This window comes from Fenollaria timonensis, assembly GCF_001457835.1.
In the GTDB taxonomy this organism is placed as follows: Bacteria; Bacillota; Clostridia; order Tissierellales; family Peptoniphilaceae; genus Fenollaria; species Fenollaria timonensis.
The window spans coordinates 385,339-402,159 of record NZ_LN898229.1 but is presented as its reverse complement, the minus strand read 5'-3'; the positions used below and the strand labels follow the sequence as shown (position 1 = coordinate 402,159).

The following is a 16,821-nucleotide window of genomic DNA, read 5'->3' as shown; positions in this document are numbered from 1 at the left end:
AGACATGGGTTATATACTAATTGTTGACGACGAAACGACGATAACTGATATCATCGAGTTCAATTTACAAAAGGAAGGTTTTGAGACAAAGGCGGTTCACGACGGCAAAGAAGCGCTGCTTGCGGTGAATGAATACGAGCCGGACCTAATGCTACTTGACGTCATGATGCCTGAGATGGACGGTTTTAAGACGCTTGAGCTTTTAAGACAAAAGTATAAGTTCCCTATACTTATGCTGACTGCGAAGGAAGAGGAAGCTGATAAAGTCAAGGGTCTAGAGCTTGGCGCGGATGACTACATCACTAAGCCATTTGGCATAAGAGAGTTAATTGCAAGGGTTGAGGCGAATCTTAGACGCGCGCCTAAGAGTAAATCGACTGAAAACTCCATTACCATAGGCGATATAAGGATGGATATGACTCTACTACAAGTATTTAAGAAGGAAAAACCAGTTGAGCTAACTCTTCGTGAGTTTGAAGTGCTAAAGTATCTGATGCAGCACCCTAACGAAGTATTCTCAAGGGCGGATCTACTTAAGGACGTTTGGGGCTACGACTACATCGGCGACGTAAGGACTGTCGACGTAACTATCAGACGTGTGCGCGAAAAAGTTGACGAGAAATTAACAGACGACTACAAATACATCAAGACAAGAAGAAACATGGGTTATTACATCTCAAATGAAGTTTAATTCGATAAAGTTTAGGTTTGTCATCATCTACGCGTCGCTAGTACTATTTGTCCTAGTGAGCGTTGCTGCCTTCATTGTTACAGGGCTTGAAACTGAGCTAATGAAGGGCCTAAAGGACGATATCAAAAAGCAGGTTGAGACCATGACCTCGACCTCAAGATACTTTACGAAGGAGAACTGGTCGGACGAAGACGCTGTCACTCACATACAGACTGTTATCGATGAGAATAGGTTTAACGCGGACGAACTTGTCTACGTTATAAGTAACGACAGCTACCCATCGGTTATTGCGGGTAACGACGAAGGCACTAGACTAATAGTGGGCAAAAACGCTTATGATGTTGACACGATCAATCAAGCGATGCTACTTGAGGCTCTAAAGGGTAACTTAAGCGAAAAGATTATCGGCGAAGGAATAGACGCCGAAGTACATCTAAGCTACCCTGTCGTATCGGAGAAGGGCAAGGTCAAGGGCGTTGTCTACGTAATCAGCTCTACAAGGATGGTTGAGGCGACTGTAAAGAAGGCGAGACAGCTGCTTACTATGATCAGTTTGGCGGCGATTTTCGTAACGATACTCATCGCTTACTTACTCGCTTCGTCAATAGTTTCACCTATCAGTAGCTTGACTGCGAAGGCCAAGAGACTTGCTGAGGGTGATTTCACTCAAAAGGTTGAGGTAAGGAGCAAGGACGAGATAGGTAAGCTGGCGTCTATGTTTAACACGCTTACAAATGAATTAAACAAGACCATTAGCGAGAAGGACCTTGAGCAAAAGAAGCTCGAGACCATATTTACAAATATGACTGAGGCCATCATTGCCTTAAATAGCGAGGGTGAGCTTATTCACGCGAATTCTGTTGCGCAAAAACTTATTGACATTGACATAAAGAGGGACACGCAAAGGTACTTTAACCTTGACAAGATTGGGCTTTCATCGATTAATTTCGATAATCCATTTACCCTTGAAGGCGAAGAGGAGATTGAGCTTAAGGGCGGTGTCTACAAGATGACTTATGCGCCATTCGAAAACGAGGACTATAGTCTTGGCGGCATCATCATCATGTTCCAAGACATAACTAAGGAGCACAGGCTTGACAATATGCGTAAGGAGTTCGTTGCCAATGTTTCGCACGAGCTAAAGACACCTATCACGGCCATAAGGTCTTACTCGGAGACGCTACTTGAGGGCGGAGTGCCAGAGGAGATGCAAAACAAGTTCCTAGGCGTTATCGAGAAGGAAGCGGACAGGATGAACAGACTTGTTCTTGACCTACTTCTTCTATCGAATATCGATTACAAGGGCGGGGAGGACGTCAAGGTCACTGTGCTTAATGATAAGGTTAAGGACGCGATTGATAAATTAAAGATACTTGCGGACGAAAAGAAGCAAAAGCTTATCTACTCTATTGCGGGCGAGCCGCTTAAGGCGCTGATTGACGCTGACTCATTTGAACAGATCATCACAAATCTTATATCGAACGCGATTAAGTATACGAATGAAGAAGGCACCATCGAGGTAAAACTATATTCAGTTTTAGGTAAGATCCATATCGATGTTATTGACAATGGTATAGGCATACCAGAGAAGGACCAAAAGAGAATCTTCGAGAGGTTTTACAGAGTCGAAAAGGGTCGCTCGAGAAAGATGGGTGGAACGGGTCTTGGTCTATCCATCGCCAAGGAGATGGCGAACGCCTACAAAGCAGACATAGTCTTCACTTCGAAGTTTGGTATAGGCACGACATTTACCTTCTTAATCGATGAATATAAAGAAACAAATTCGTAATAACAATTTAATACAACTGTAATATAAAAGCCCTCCCATCTATGTTATAATAGATGTAGATAAGGAGGGAAGGTATGAAAAAGAAAGTCTTAATCTTTATTTTATGCCTTTTCATATTCACAATTGGATCATCTTCTTTTGCGAAAGATGCATATGTATTTAAGGTTACAAAACCTGATCAAGATATATACTCTACCATTGACGAAGCTTTATTTATCAATGGCAGTGCACCGAAGAATGCGAATGTTGAGATAAAACACTACCTAAAGGACATTAGCTTTAAGGACTTTGAAAGCTACAAGGACAAGTATCCTAAGCTTGATGACTTTAAGAAGCACTTTGAGGAAGAAGTGATTAAGGACGATGGATATGAAGAGCTATCAAATACAAGTATAAGTGTTGGATCTCTAGGTATATTCTCCAAAAAGCTTAGCCTTATGAATGGGCTTAACAAGATAGTCGTAAGCACAGCGAAGTCGGAGAAGGTTTTCTATATATACTTAACTGACACAGATAAGTTATCAGAAAGCATTACACTAATGAAAACTATTGATCTAATAAAAAATTTGAGATAGGAGGAGCTAGATTGAGAGAAAGAATCAAGACAGCCCTTCTTTTTTTCTTGATTATTTTTGCCATATTCTTAAGTTCAAAGCTATGGCTGGACTTTTCTAGTGAGAGAAGAGTCGGTATCGAGGCAAAGGAGAAAGAGAAGGTGGAGCTAAAGGACTACATTAGCGCCGAGACTGCCATCGTCAACTTTTCAAAGGACAAGCACACTGTTTTAGACAACCCTGGGGAGCAAGGACTCTTCCAAAGTTTCAAAGGGTTTTTTTCTGATGTCTTTACGAAAAATAATTACAGAGTGAGCCTTATTGGCGAAGAGGAGTACGAAAAGGCTATAGAGAGCTCTAGATCAGTTGTTTTCACTTTCATCGATAATTTCCCTCTTAGATTAATCGCGAGAACTTTTAATATTATGGAGAAAAATAATTTTATAGATGATGATAAAAATATTAAGGAGATTGCCATCCTTCTATATAGCGGAGAGGCGATGTTTAAGACGGACGCTTCCATATACAAGATTACTGAGCTTAATACATCTCTTTCAATACCAAACACTATAGTAAATAATCTTGAGTTAAAGCCGAATTTAGCGTACTACTATAACGCATCGAGCATACTTGGGGAGAAGAGCCCACTATACATACCGTATCAAGACGAGTACGCGAGCTACATCTTCGATAAATACACAGTTGCACACGATTTCGACATACTTGACAGGGAGAATGCGAGGAGTTTTGCGCAAAGGTTTTTCAATAAGGAGCTAAAGTATTTAAAGGAGCTTGAGGAAAAAGACTTCTCCAAGATATATAGCTACGATTCAGAAGTTATCAAGCTTAAGTACGACGGCTCAATCGAGTACTTTGACCCACTGAAGAAAAATTACAAGGAAAGAAATTTGCTTAAGTCGATAGAGACGGCTATAGGCTTTCTGCAAGAGGGCATCAAGGAAGAAAAGCCTCTAAAAGTCTCCAAGATAGAAGAGATTACAAGCGAAGAGAGCGTGGGATATAGGATAAGCTTCGACTACTACCTAGACGGGATAAAACTAAGCTACGAGAAAGACGCAGATTACTACGCATACGTCGACGTCTTCATGGACGAAGTGCGCTTTGCCTCAGTTAATAAGGCCAGCTTCAATAAGGACTCACAAGAAGCTTTTTATACGAAGAACATACTCGAACTGATTGAGAAGAACGCTGTTTTACTAAGGGCTAAGGCTGAGGAGAATCCGCTTAAGTCCATTGACAAGATTAGTATCGTCTATCTAGTGAAGAAGGACGAAGCGGAGTCCGTTGCGCCAAAGATACGTATTGACACGAAGAAGGGCTACTTCATCTTCGACGCGAAGACATTTGAGCTGATAAAGGAGAGAGATTATGAACTGGAACAAAGCTAAATCCATACTCCTAGTATGCTTTTTGATTATAGACGTCGTTCTATTAACTATGTATATGAAAAAAACTAAGGACGATGGCAGTCTATCCATTAGCAAAAATGATGCGATTGAGATACTTAAAGCGCAAGATATAGATATAGACGAAAAAGAGCTCAAGACAGGTGGCGAGTACAAGGGCTACATCCTAAAGTACTACGACTTTGATCTTGAGAAAATTAACGAGAACTTTTTTAATGGCGAAGGAGAAATCGATGACAGATACGATCTAAAGATACTTACTAAGGACGATAAAAGCGTATCACTATCGCAAGGAACGCTATTTAGCTACGTGGATGCAAGTGAGGAAGTTAAGTACCCAGATATCGACATGGACAAGGCGATAGAGCTAGCGAACGAATTTTTGAAAGAGAAGGAAATTTTAATCAGAGGCATGGTCTTTGACGGTGCCTACATGGACGAAGGGAGCTACCAAGTGCATTACGCGGTAAAGCACGATGACATCTACCTGGAGAATAGCTTTATAAACTTCACCATTGACAAAAGAGGTGTGAGGAGAGTCGATGCAATGTGCCTTGAATACATCAACACGGAGGACGAAGTCTTTGCCTTGAATGATGTGAAGGACAAGATACTTTCGATAATCGATAAGCCCGAAGTAAAGGGCAAGACCATAGACAGAGTCGAGCTTTGCTACTACCTCGACCAAGTGACCATGGACCAAGCAGAAGAACTTAAGATTACAAGGCTTAGAGCCAAACCGCACTGGAGAATCACTTTCTCAGACGGTTACAAGATGATATTATAACGAAGGGAAATATATGAAAGACATATTAAAATTTTGCTCATTGAGCTCTGGTAGCTGCGGAAACGCAAACTACATCGAGTACAAAGACACCAAAGTCTTGATAGATGCTGGGCTCAATGGCGTGACAACAGAAAATGCACTCAAGGAGATAGGTACAGACATAAAGGACCTAGACGCAGTGATTTTAACGCATGAGCACAGAGACCACGTTCAAGGCGCAGGAATACTCTCAAGGAAGTACGGCGCAAAACTATATGCCAATGAAAAGACCTATCTTGCGTCGCTGCCACGCATCGGCTCAGTTAAAGAGAGTCACGTTCATATCTTTGACGGCGCTTTTGAATTAAAGGATCTAGTGATAAAGCCGTTTAAGGTTTACCACGATGCCTACGACCCGGTTGGCCTTGCTATATACGCGGGGAATAAAAAGCTCAGCATCTTGACAGATACAGGCCTTGTTGATGGTGATATAGCAGATGCGATTAAGGAGTCCGACATCTACTATATCGAGAGCAATCACGACGAGGAGATGCTTGAGAAGGGCCCATATAGCTACTACCTAAAGAGAAGAGTGCGTTCATCGGAGGGACATCTGTCAAATCTTCAAGCCGCGGACTTGATTAAAAAGTCACTCAAGGACAAGAACGAATTAGTTTTTCTAGCCCATCTATCGCACGAGAACAACACAGAGAAACTCGCTTACATGACAGTTTATAAAGAACTCATTGGGTCCGGACGAAGAGCCGAAGACTTTAGGCTAAGAGTCACACACAGACTAAAAAGAACACTTGTATACGAGGTGGATTAGATGCTAAAGATAGATCTGATAGTACTTGGTAAAATCAAGGAAAAGTACTTAAACGAGGCCATAGACGAGTACAAAAAACGCATCTCGCGCTTCGCCTCACTTAATATTATAGAACTCAAAGATAGAGATAAGCCCGATAAGCTCTCAGACGCCGAGCTTGAAAAGATTATAGATGAAGAGTCAGAAGAAATACTTACGAAGCTTGACGAAGAGAGCTTCGTCATCACTTTGGAAATAGGAGGAAAGCTTCTAACGAGTGAAGAATTCGCAGACGCGATTAAAAACGCAGGCGTCAATGGTTACTCCAAGATCACCTTGATTATAGGCGGGTCCAATGGATTTAATAAGAAAGTCTCAGATAAGGCAGACTTAAAGCTAAGCTTCGGTAGAATGACCATGAACCATAAACTGATGAGAGTGGTGTTGATGGAGCAAATATTCCGCTGCTTCAAAATTATTAACGGAGAGGCATATCATAAGTAGATAATATATAATTTAATCTAATCTAATTATTAAAAATAGACAATTGATTAAATTTAACAAGTATTATAGTGATTTTGGACCATATATGTGTTATAATTTAAGTAAATACTAGTAAAATAAAGTTAGACATATTTATTTGTAAATATTTTTTTAATAAAGTAGTTATTATAGGTTGTAGTTACTATTTAAGATGTTAAAAAAATTTTAAGATTTTGATGTGAGCATTAGGGAGGATATAGATGAAACCTTTTATAAAGTGGCCTGGCGGAAAAAGTGATGAGTTAAAAATAATTCTTAATAATTTACCCTTGGAAATAAATAACTATTATGAACCTTTTGTTGGCGGTGGTGCAGTGTATTTAGGCTTGGATAATCTTAACAGGTATTATATTAATGATAAGTCTAACGAATTGATGGGATTGTACAAAGCGATAAAAGAACAAGATGAGACTTTTTTTTACGCAATAAAAGAAATAGATAAATGTTGGAAACTTCTAGAAGATATAACTGAAGAACATGTTGTTGAGTTTGTGGATTTATATGAAAGATATAAAAATTACCTGATTACAGATAAGGAACTTTCATTGTATATAAAAGATTTTATTATAACTAATTCGGACGATTTTAACGGTATGTTAAATGATCAGTTTATACTTGACGGGAAAAGAGTTTTAAAAGAACTATATAAAGGTGTTTTTCAGAGATTAAAAAGAATGAGAGTTTTAGAGCAAAGAATGGGCGACTTAACAACTGAAGATGTAAAAATAAATATAGAAACAGGGTTTAAAAGTGGTCTTTATACACATTTTAGATATTTATATAATCATTCGGAAAATATAGACAGCAATTTCAAAAGTGCTATTTTTTATTTTATAAGAGAGTATTGTTATTCGTCTATGTTTAGATATAATAAAAATAATTGTTTTAATGTTCCATATGGAGGCATAAGTTATAATAGAAAATACTTAACAAAAAAAATAGAATATATTGAAAGTAAAGAAATTATATCAAGATTAAGAAAAACAAATATTAGTTCTTTAGATTTTGAAAATTTTATGGAAGTTTATGGGCCGTCAAAAGGAGATTTTATATTTTTAGATCCGCCATACGATAGCTCGTTTTCAACATATGCTAACAACTCATTTGATGCTTCAGATCAAATTAGATTATCGAATTTTTGCAAAAATATTCAAGCAAACTTTATGTTGGTAATAAAAAATACTGATTTTATTTATGAACTATATAAAGATTTTAACATAAAGAGTTTTGATAAAAAATATCTTGTTAGCTTTAAAAATAGAAACGACAAAAAAGCAGAGCATTTAATGATAACAAATTACAAATTAGAGGAGGAAAAATCATGCACTCAGAAGCTGAAATTAGGAGAGCAATTAAGCCTTTATTAGATAAGTATGGCCAACTGACTACTTCTGAAGTTAAGCAAAAATTAAACGAAGTTTTAAATTTTGATGATGAAGACAAAGAACCATCTGATTCGAGAAATGAAATTAAAATAATACAAAGAATAGGTAATATAGTTTCACATCAAACAGTGACAAAAAAGATATACGATGAGGGATTTGAACTAGACAAGAGCGGTGCAGAGGCTACTTTTACAGCTGTAGATGGCATTGCGAACATAAACTTATCTGCAATATCTAAAACTGAAATAAAAAACAGAAAAAGAAGATCTAAAAAATTTGTTGGAAGAGATGTTGACTGGGCAAATAAATATGAAGAAAATAAAGAAATTGGAAATATGGGGGAAGAATTTGTTTGTCAATATGAAAGGGATAGGGTTTCTGAATTTAGTCCAAGTGATGTTGATAGGGTGCAGCATTTAAGTAAATTGCAAGGTGATGGATTAGGATATGACATTAGTTCAATAGATAATAATGGAAATATATTAAGAATAGAAGTAAAAACAAGTTCTGGACCAGCTAATGGTGTTTTTTACATGAGCAGAAATGAGAAAAAATTCTTTGAGGAATATGAGAATGATGGCGCAGTTATATATAGGGTATACAATTTTGATAAGAGCACAAGAAGAGGATTGATAAAAATTATAACAGCCACTGATTTATTAAATAATTATTATTTTGATCCAATAACATTTGCTGTAAAAGAAAAGTGATTTATTATTATAAAAAATCATAGCCAAATACTGTTACACACAAATAAAAACAAGGACAGAGATTTATTTTTCTCTGTCCTTCTTTTATGTCTAAATTTATATTTCATACAATTATTATGTCAGCAAATCTGATCACACAATTTTGGCGTGAAATTTTATCTGTCGGCCATGTGAATGGCTAACTCATCCTCGTTAATCCCAAACATAGCCTTACCCAATCCAGTCGCCACCTCAGCTATAATCTTGTTATCTTCATAATTTTCCACTGCCTTAACTATTGCCTTAGCTCTTCTCTCTGGATCTTCACTCTTAAATATACCGCTGCCAACGAAGACGCCTTCAGCACCAAGTCTTCTCATAAGTGCTGCGTCTTGAGGTGTTGCGACACCGCCAGCTGAGAAGTTTAATACAGGTAGTCTCTTATTGTCATGAACGTATTTCACTATATCATAGCTAACTCTATATTCCTTAGCAAAAGTATAAAGCTCGTCCTCTCTCTTCGACACAAGTAGCGAGATGCCGCCAAGTATTTGTCTTAAGTGACTCACAGCTTGTACGACGTCGCCAGTACCTGCTTCGCCCTTGCTTCTAATCATCGATGCACCTTCTTCAATCCTTCTAAGCGCTTCACCAAGGTCTCTCGCCCCGCAAACGAAAGGCACGTCGAACTTGTATTTGTCTATGTGATTGTCGTTATCAGCCTTAGACAAAACTTCCGATTCATCGACGTAGTCAACGCCAAGTGCTTCCAAAACGCCTGCCTCAACAAAGTGACCGATTCTACACTTCGCCATAACAGGGATTTTGACAGCGTTTTTGATCTCAAGAATCATTTCTGGGTCGCTCATCCTAGCAACGCCGCCTTCGCGTCTGATGTCCGCAGGTACCCTCTCAAGCGCCATGACAGCGCATGCGCCAGCACTTTCAGCAATCTTCGCTTCCTCAGGATTAGTAACGTCCATGATGACGCCGCCCTTAAGTGTATTTGTAAAGTCTAAAAATTTTTTATTCATAATATTCCTCCTCTTTTATAGCTATTATACTTTGATTATGGTATAATTAAAAGTACCAATTATGATTATTTTGATGGTACCAGATAGGAGGAGCTATGCAAATAGATTTGAAAGGCGATAGGCCCATTTATGAAGAGATATATGAATATTTTAAGGACGCAATACTTGAGGGGCGCTTCAAGAAAGGCGAGAGGCTGCCATCTAAGAGGGCACTAGCTAAAGAGATGTCTGTCGCTGTGAATACTGTTAGAGCGGCATACGACGCTCTTAGCTGCGAAGGCTACATAGAGAGCGTCGAGAAGCGCGGCTACTTCGTTAGCGAAATCGGCTCTTTGTATAATTTTAAGGCGGAGTCCATAAACGCGGCTAGACCAGAGAAGGAGAGCTACAAATACTCCTTTGCCATAACCGAAGGGGATAAAGAAAGCTACCCAATAGACAAATTTAAAAAGATTTTCACACAAGAAGTCATTTACGACGAGGAATTTTACGAGAGGGACTACCAAGGCCTTTTTGGCCTGCGTCACGAAATCAAGAATTACCTCTTCAAGGCGCGCGGCATCAAGACTAGCGAGGATAACATCATCATCAGTTCGGGTCTTGAGCAGCTTTTGACTATAGTCTTCATTATTTTGGATAAAAAGCTTCGCCTTGGCCTCGAAAACCCAGGCTACAAGGAGCTCAAAACGCTTTTGAAGCTCAATAATATTGACTACGAGCCCATCAGCTTGGATAATAGCGGGATGAACTTCGAGCACTTTAAGCGTGCAAACCTTACGGCTGCGCTACTTACCCCGTCAAATCAATTTCCGACGGCGACCGTCATGCCGATTAAGAGGCGTTTCGAGTTTTTGAACTGGGCTTATGGGGCAAGCGGCCGCTACATCATTGAAGACGACTACGACAGCGAGTTTAGGTACTCATCTAGGGCGCTCTCACCCTTAAAGAGCCTCGACGAGATGGACAAGGTCATCTACATCGCGAATTTTTCAAAATCCATCAGTCCCTTGTTAAGACTTAGCTACATGGTTTTGCCGAACGAGCTACTCAAAAGGTACTACGAGGTCAAGCCGCAGATCAACTCGACCGTGTCAAACATAGTTCAGATACTTGTCAAGGACTTTATGAAGGGCGGCCACTTCGAAAGGCAGCTCAACAGAATGAAAGGCATTTACAATAAGAAGCGGCTCGTGCTACTTGATGAGCTCGAGGACATCCCGGGTGTTCACGCCATCGACTCCATGGCCGGTATGCATCTTAAAGTTTATGTGAGTGGCGTAGATGATTATGAAGACATTGTCAAGGCGCTTCAAATGAGTGGCATAAAAGCCTCAAGACTCAAAGACTATTATCTAAAAGAGGAGGCTATGGCGAAGGACGCGCTACTACTTGGTTACGGGGCTATGGATGAGGACGAGATCCGCTGTGCCATGAGCATAGTGAAAAAAATAATTCTGGACTTGAAAAAAGAGTAAATTTATCATATAATAAGTATATATGAGGAGGAAATTATGAGTATTAAGATTATAACAGATTCGGCTTCAGATATAGGCAAAGACTTAGCTAAGGACTTTTCTATAGACATTATGCCAATCGCCATAATGAAGGATGACAAAACTTACTTAGATGGCGTCGACATCAGCGGCAAAGAGATCTACGATGACATGAGAAATGGCGCTGTTTACAAGACTGGAGCGATCACTCCACACGAATACGAAGTGAAATTTGAGGAAGTTTTAAATAAATATGATAAGGCGATATACGTATCGCTTTCTACTGGCATGTCGTCAACTTTTAACAACGCAGTTCTTGCGAAGAACTCCTTAGGTATAGGTGATGACAGGCTTTTACTAGTTGACTCGCGCGGCGCATCCATGGGCCAAGGTATGATGGCTATAAATCTTGCAAAGCTTGCGAGCGAAGGAAAGAGCTTTGAGGAGCTAAAGGTGTATGCGGATAATTTTGTGAAGAACACGAGATATGTTTTCTTCGTCGATTCGCTTGAGTACTTGCAAAGAGGCGGCAGAGTCTCGAAGCTTAAGGCAACTATCGGCAATTTAATCAATATGAAGGTCATTCTTCACCTTCATGCAGATGGAGTAATTTACACAAGGGACAAGGTTAGAGGCACTAACAGAGCCATAGCTAAGACCGTAGACATATTTGAGGAAGAGGTCGGACACGAGCTTTATGATGACAGGATCATGGTTTGCCACGCAGATTGCATTGAGCTTGCGACTAAGGCTAGGGACGCACTTGTAGAAAAGTATCCTGATAAAACGATAGAACTAAATCCATTCGCCGTGAGCATAGGCGCTCACACAGGTCCGGGTACAGTTCATTTATGCGCAGTGAAAAAATTTAATTAGCTAGGTGTATTTATAAATTTTATCTATACTAAGAGGGCCATATATTGTAATTTATTATACAAGTGGCGATTTATGCGAAATCCATTGACATATTTAAGATTATGGACTATAGTATAATTAAATTGTAAGAATAATCTTAGACACATAATTTACACCACCTAAAAAAACGTTCATTGGCCGAGCGTTTTTTTTGTTTGCAAAAACTATTTTCAAAAATAATAGCTGGACCTCGTGGCCCAGCTATTGTCATATAAAAAGATATTTACTTAAATAAGTTTCTTTGCTTCTTCTAAAGCTTTGTCGTAATCAGGATGATTAGTTACTTCGCTAACAATTTCTTGGTACTTGATAGTGCCGTCCTTGTCAATGATAGTGATGGTTCTTGCAAGTAGACGAAGCTCTTTGATCACAAGACCGTATTTTGTACCAAAATCAAGGTCTCTGTGGTCTGACAAAACTATAACCTTGTCTATGCCGTCTGCAGCGCAAAATCTTGATTGGGCAAATGGTAGGTCGCAGCTAAGTGTCAAAACAACTGCATCGCCTAGCTTAGCAGCTTCTTCGTTGAATCTCTTTGTTTGCATTTCACAAACAGGTGTGTCGATGGAAGGAACTGAGCTGATGATAACAACTTTGCCTTTCACTTCGTCAAGAGAAAACTCTGATAAGTCATTCTTAAGTGCCTTAAATTCAGGCGCCTTGCTGCCTACTTTTGTTTCTTCGCCAATTAATGTAACTGGATCTCCGCCAAATGTAATTATACCTTTTCTTTCGTTCATATTTATTACCCCCTAGTGTAATTTATTTACCCTAAATGAAAATTTTTAAACGCTTTATTTAATTTCTTCATCATCTATTGGCTCAATCTTGTCAAAGTCTATATTGAATTCTTTTTCAAATTCTTCCATGCTTATATGTTTTTCTTTATTCTTTTTTATAGAAGCGAGTCTTTTCTCAGCTAGAGCCATGTCTTCAAGCTCTTCTAAAAATTCATCTAAAATCATTTTCATCACCAAAGACATTATATCACAAAGACCACATTAATATCTGGAAATTTATGCTCTTTCGTGTTATAATATAGATACTTATAAGCGAGGTGAATCAAATGCAGCTTGATATATTCAAGGAGCCGCTTCAATACGAGGCGAACGCTTCAGAGAAAAAGCTTGATGCGTTTAAACAATTTCATACGAAATATGCGTCGGACTGGATTAGGCTTGACTACTTAAGCGAGGCCTTTATTAGTGACGTCAAAAACACTGCTGAGCGCATTCGCAAGGACTTTGACGCTCTTGTCGTTATCGGGATCGGCGGATCATTTATCGGTGCCAAGGCTTTCATCGACGCTTTAGGAAGTGATTTTCCTATATATTTTACGGGCAATATGCTTGACAGCGGCTGCATTACTAAGCTTCTTCACGAATTACGTGACAAGCGCTACGCCATAAACGTGATAAGTAAGTCAGGAACTACGATGGAGACGAAACTTGTCTTCGAAATCTTCCTTGAGGATATGAAGAAGAAGGGCGTTGACCTTGCAAATGGTGTTATAGTGACGAGCTCAGAAGCAAGTGAATTAGCAAAGTTCGCTAGGGTACATAATATAAAGACACTTACAATACCTGAGGACATCGGCGGTCGCTACAGCGTTTTTACTGCAGTTGGCATTTTGCCAATGGCTGCCAGTGGGTTTGATATAGATAGACTCGTTTTGGGTATAAAAAATGCTAAGGAAGAGTATTTTGATAATGGCAGTGAAAATAACACAGCACTTGATTACGCTTACTACAGACACCTTGCTGGAGAGTCTTATGCGCTTGAGTTTATCAGCGTTTACGAGGAAAGGCTCGCGTCATTTACTGAGTGGATCAAGCAGCTTCTTTGCGAATCGCTTGCCAAGGACGGCAAGGGACTGATTGTTTCGAATCTTAAATACACTCAGGACCTTCACTCTATGGGTCAGCTCTTGCAAGAGGGCAGGCGCAATATAACCGAGACCCATATATTTGCAGAGGCGAAAAAATCTAGTGACAAAGCTATAAACAATTTAAATAAGATAAATGAAATTGCCTTCAAAGCGACTGTTAAGGCGCATCACATGGGCGGCGTGCCGACTTGCGTAATTAAATTAAATGAGATAAATGAGGAGAGCCTTGCAAAGCTTGCCATCTTCTACATGGCAGCCTGCGTATACAACGCAGCTATGGACATGGTTGAGCCTTATGGCCAGCCGGGCGTTGAAGTTTACAAGGAAAAAATTAGAAATATATTAGAGGAGGGATAAGATGTTAGCAAAAGTTTTAAAAGAAGAAGGTTTACTAAAAAGCATAAACGGAGTAAATTTCGTTCACAAAATTTTGAAAAAAGGCGAGACTATTGAAAAACACAATCATCCTGATAAGGAGATAGTTTTCGCTGTAATGAAGGGTTCTTTCGAAATCACCATTGGCGAAGTGGAAAAGCATGTCGTTAAGGCGGGCGAAGCGCTTAACTTTGATGGCACTAATACCATAAGCGCGGTGGCGATGGATGACAGTGAAAGCCTTGTAGTCTTAGTAAATAAAGAATAAGATGAATAATAAATTCCCAGATAATATTGATTTAAAGAAGATACCACTTTTTTCATACTTTTCCGATGATGAGCTGATGGAGATCAAAAAAGGTCTTAAGCTCGAGACTTTTAAGCGTGGCGACGCCATATTCTCATCAGGGGACAGCGCGGACAGGATGTTTATCGTCTACGAAGGCTTTATGAAGATATCGATGTACCTTTCGGATGGCAGGGAACAAATCCTCTACATCTACAAAAAGGACGACTTCGTTGGCGGCTTCAACATACTTTATCAAGACAAGTACGTCTACAATGCAGCTGCCACAACGAATGCAAAGATCATAGTCATAAATAAATACGATTTTGAAAACATCATGCTTAAGAACCGCGACTTCGTTTTGAAGGTTCTGGAAGAAGCTTACTACAGAATCAGAAAGTCAGAAGAGCTTATCGACAGGCTTTCAGTCATAAACGCGGACATGAAGGTCGCCAAGGCCCTTATTAACCTTATAAAAATATCGGGCTCGATCAATGACGGCGTCATCACGGTCGACCTAAAGATCAATCGCGAGGAGATGGGATCTTTCACGGGACTTACGCGCGAGACTATATCGAGAAAGCTTAGCCAATTCCAAGACGAGGGCATCATCACGCTCGAACGCAGCAAGATTATTATTAACGATATTAAAAAACTTTCAGACAAAACTATATGATGAACTTGGACAAAGGCGCGCAAAATCAGCTCTTTGTCCATTTTAGATACATAGGAGATTTTATATGCTATTTAACTCAGCTGGCTACATTGTGTTCTTCACAATCGTTTGCCTAGTTTATTTCATACTACCAAAGAAGCTTAAGAGAGTCTTTTTGCTCATGGCAAGCTATTTCTTTTACTCGTGCTGGAACCTTAAGTACTCTCTTTTGATGCTCTTTAGCACAGTAGCGACTTATGGCACGGCCATCGCCATGGATATGGTGGAAGCGAAAAAAAAGAAAAAGCTCTATCTCGGACTTTGCTTCTTTGTCAATTTGGCGATACTCTTCGTTTTTAAGTACTACAGTTTTACAGTTAATTTTATAAATAAAATACTCGGCATAGCGGCTTTAAGTATTGACATGCCTGTCATAGACGTTTTGCTTCCAGTCGGCATTTCATTTTACACATTTCAAGCGCTTGGCTACATCGTAGATGTTTACAGAGGCGAGATCAAGGCTGAGAGGAACTTTATTAATTACGCTCTCTTCGTCTCGTTCTTCCCACAATTAGTCGCTGGACCTATAGAGAGGTCAAAAAACCTTCTTACGCAAATAGATACACTAGGCCACAGACGTTACGAAAACCTATCGAAAGGGCTTCTTTACATACTTTGGGGCTTTTTCCTAAAGCTAGTCATTGCAGATAGGGCAGCGATCTTCGTAAACCAAGTCTTTGACAGCTACCAAGGCTACTCATACGTCTTTTTATGCTACGGGGCCTTATTATTCGTCGTGCAAATCTATTGCGATTTTTATTCATATTCAATAATTGCAAAGGGCTCGGCAAAGGTCTTGGGCTATGATCTTATGGACAATTTTAAAGCGCCATACCTATCGGCGTCAATTACAGAATTTTGGAGACGCTGGCACATCTCGCTATCTACCTGGTTTAAGGACTACCTTTACATCCCTTTGGGCGGAAACAGGAAGGGCGCTTTTAGAAAGCACTTAAACGTTTTAATCGTCTTTTTGGTGAGCGGCCTATGGCATGGAGCGAACTACACCTTCGTTCTATGGGGCCTTATTCATGGCGTTTTCAACATCTTGGAAGATAGTTTTAAAGGCATCACAAAGGGTATCAGAGATAATTTTATTTATAAAAATATTCGCCGTCTTATAACTTTTGTCGTTGCAGTTTTGAGTTTTGTCATCTTTAGAAGCAAAAATATTGGCGCAGCAAAAGCCTATTTACTTGGCATACTTAAGAGACAGGCGGGAACGATGGATGCGTCCATCGCTTTTCCTTACGAAGATACAGTCATTTTACTCATTGCGATTGCCATACTCGTGGTAATCGATATATTAATTTACAATAATGTGAAACTTGCGGACAATATCGAGAGACGAAGCCTAGTTATAAGATGGCCAATATATATATTTTTATTGATAGCGACATTGATTTTTGGGATTTACGGACCGGGCTACAGCGAAGCGCAGTTCATTTACTTCCAATTCTAAA

Annotated in this window: 18 protein-coding genes; 15 read left to right on the top strand and 3 right to left on the bottom strand. The window is 39.5% G+C overall.

Annotated features, from left to right (window positions below):
• Nucleotides 1-4 precede the first annotated feature (4 nt).
• The 9 genes from BN3004_RS01925 (at nucleotide 5) to BN3004_RS01885 (ending at nucleotide 8,673) form a co-directional block, all read left to right on the top strand.
• Nucleotides 5-691, top strand: coding sequence for a response regulator (locus tag BN3004_RS01925; RefSeq protein ID WP_058259593.1), 687 nt, complete (start codon nucleotides 5-7; stop codon nucleotides 689-691).
• Nucleotides 681-2,480, top strand: a complete 1,800-nt coding sequence (locus BN3004_RS01920; RefSeq protein ID WP_058259592.1) for a sensor histidine kinase — start codon at nucleotides 681-683, stop codon at nucleotides 2,478-2,480. Before BN3004_RS01925 ends, BN3004_RS01920 begins: the two co-directional genes overlap by 11 nt.
• 74 nt (nucleotides 2,481-2,554) lie before the next feature.
• Nucleotides 2,555-3,055, top strand: coding sequence for a hypothetical protein (locus BN3004_RS01915; protein WP_058259591.1), 501 nt, complete (start codon nucleotides 2,555-2,557; stop codon nucleotides 3,053-3,055).
• Between the two features lie 11 nt (nucleotides 3,056-3,066).
• Complete coding sequence (locus BN3004_RS01910; RefSeq protein WP_058259590.1) at nucleotides 3,067-4,443, top strand: hypothetical protein; 1,377 nt, start codon at nucleotides 3,067-3,069, stop codon at nucleotides 4,441-4,443.
• On the top strand, nucleotides 4,424-5,248 hold the full coding sequence (locus BN3004_RS01905; RefSeq protein WP_058259589.1) for a two-component system regulatory protein YycI: 825 nt from the start codon (nucleotides 4,424-4,426) through the stop codon (nucleotides 5,246-5,248). Before BN3004_RS01910 ends, BN3004_RS01905 begins: the two co-directional genes overlap by 20 nt.
• Before the next feature lie 13 nt (nucleotides 5,249-5,261).
• Nucleotides 5,262-6,056, top strand: coding sequence for an MBL fold metallo-hydrolase (locus BN3004_RS01900; RefSeq protein WP_058259588.1), 795 nt, complete (start codon nucleotides 5,262-5,264; stop codon nucleotides 6,054-6,056).
• Nucleotides 6,057-6,539 (top strand): 23S rRNA (pseudouridine(1915)-N(3))-methyltransferase RlmH, encoded by a 483-nt coding sequence (gene rlmH, locus BN3004_RS01895; RefSeq protein WP_058259587.1) that lies wholly within the window; start codon nucleotides 6,057-6,059, stop codon nucleotides 6,537-6,539.
• A 239-nt stretch (nucleotides 6,540-6,778) separates the two neighbouring features.
• Complete coding sequence (locus BN3004_RS01890; protein ID WP_058259586.1) at nucleotides 6,779-7,945, top strand: DNA adenine methylase; 1,167 nt, start codon at nucleotides 6,779-6,781, stop codon at nucleotides 7,943-7,945.
• Entirely contained in the window at nucleotides 7,900-8,673 is a 774-nt protein-coding gene (locus tag BN3004_RS01885) for a protein NO VEIN domain-containing protein (protein WP_058259585.1), read from the top strand. The genes BN3004_RS01890 and BN3004_RS01885 overlap by 46 nt, the downstream gene beginning before the upstream one ends.
• Nucleotides 8,674-8,828: 155 nt before the next feature.
• On the opposite strand, the gene pdxS is transcribed toward BN3004_RS01885, so the two are convergent.
• Nucleotides 8,829-9,686, bottom strand: a complete 858-nt coding sequence (pdxS, locus tag BN3004_RS01880) for a pyridoxal 5'-phosphate synthase lyase subunit PdxS (protein ID WP_058259584.1) — start codon at nucleotides 9,684-9,686, stop codon at nucleotides 8,829-8,831.
• 95 nt (nucleotides 9,687-9,781) lie between these two features.
• Between pdxS and pdxR the strand changes: the two genes are divergently transcribed.
• Nucleotides 9,782-11,161, top strand: coding sequence for a MocR-like pyridoxine biosynthesis transcription factor PdxR (pdxR, locus tag BN3004_RS01875; protein WP_058259583.1), 1,380 nt, complete (start codon nucleotides 9,782-9,784; stop codon nucleotides 11,159-11,161).
• Between the two features lie 36 nt (nucleotides 11,162-11,197).
• The gene (locus BN3004_RS01870; protein WP_058259582.1) at nucleotides 11,198-12,055 is read left to right on the top strand and encodes a DegV family protein; all 858 of its coding nucleotides are present in this window, start codon (nucleotides 11,198-11,200) and stop codon (nucleotides 12,053-12,055) included.
• Nucleotides 12,056-12,321: 266 nt separating this feature from the next.
• On the opposite strand, the gene tpx is transcribed toward BN3004_RS01870, so the two are convergent.
• Together tpx and BN3004_RS08315 are read right to left on the bottom strand one after the other, a co-directional pair.
• Nucleotides 12,322-12,834 (bottom strand): thiol peroxidase, encoded by a 513-nt coding sequence (gene tpx, locus BN3004_RS01865; protein ID WP_058259581.1) that lies wholly within the window; start codon nucleotides 12,832-12,834, stop codon nucleotides 12,322-12,324.
• A 54-nt stretch (nucleotides 12,835-12,888) separates the two neighbouring features.
• Nucleotides 12,889-13,059, bottom strand: coding sequence for a hypothetical protein (locus tag BN3004_RS08315; RefSeq protein WP_196792456.1), 171 nt, complete (start codon nucleotides 13,057-13,059; stop codon nucleotides 12,889-12,891).
• Nucleotides 13,060-13,160: 101 nt separating this feature from the next.
• Between BN3004_RS08315 and BN3004_RS01860 the strand changes: the two genes are divergently transcribed.
• The 4 genes from BN3004_RS01860 to BN3004_RS01845 all read left to right on the top strand — a co-directional run bounded on the left by BN3004_RS01860 (nucleotide 13,161) and on the right by BN3004_RS01845 (nucleotide 16,820).
• Nucleotides 13,161-14,339: a glucose-6-phosphate isomerase gene (locus tag BN3004_RS01860; protein WP_058259580.1), complete on the top strand. Its 1,179-nt coding sequence runs from the start codon at nucleotides 13,161-13,163 to the stop codon at nucleotides 14,337-14,339.
• Between the two features lies 1 nt (nucleotide 14,340).
• Nucleotides 14,341-14,625: a cupin domain-containing protein gene (locus BN3004_RS01855; protein WP_058259579.1), complete on the top strand. Its 285-nt coding sequence runs from the start codon at nucleotides 14,341-14,343 to the stop codon at nucleotides 14,623-14,625.
• Between the two features lies 1 nt (nucleotide 14,626).
• Nucleotides 14,627-15,319, top strand: coding sequence for a Crp/Fnr family transcriptional regulator (locus tag BN3004_RS01850; RefSeq protein WP_058259578.1), 693 nt, complete (start codon nucleotides 14,627-14,629; stop codon nucleotides 15,317-15,319).
• 64 nt (nucleotides 15,320-15,383) lie between these two features.
• Nucleotides 15,384-16,820 carry an MBOAT family O-acyltransferase gene (locus tag BN3004_RS01845; protein ID WP_058259577.1) on the top strand — a complete coding sequence of 479 codons (1,437 nt, stop codon included), beginning with the start codon at nucleotides 15,384-15,386 and terminating at the stop codon, nucleotides 16,818-16,820.
• The last annotated feature ends 1 nt before the right edge of the window (nucleotide 16,821 follow it).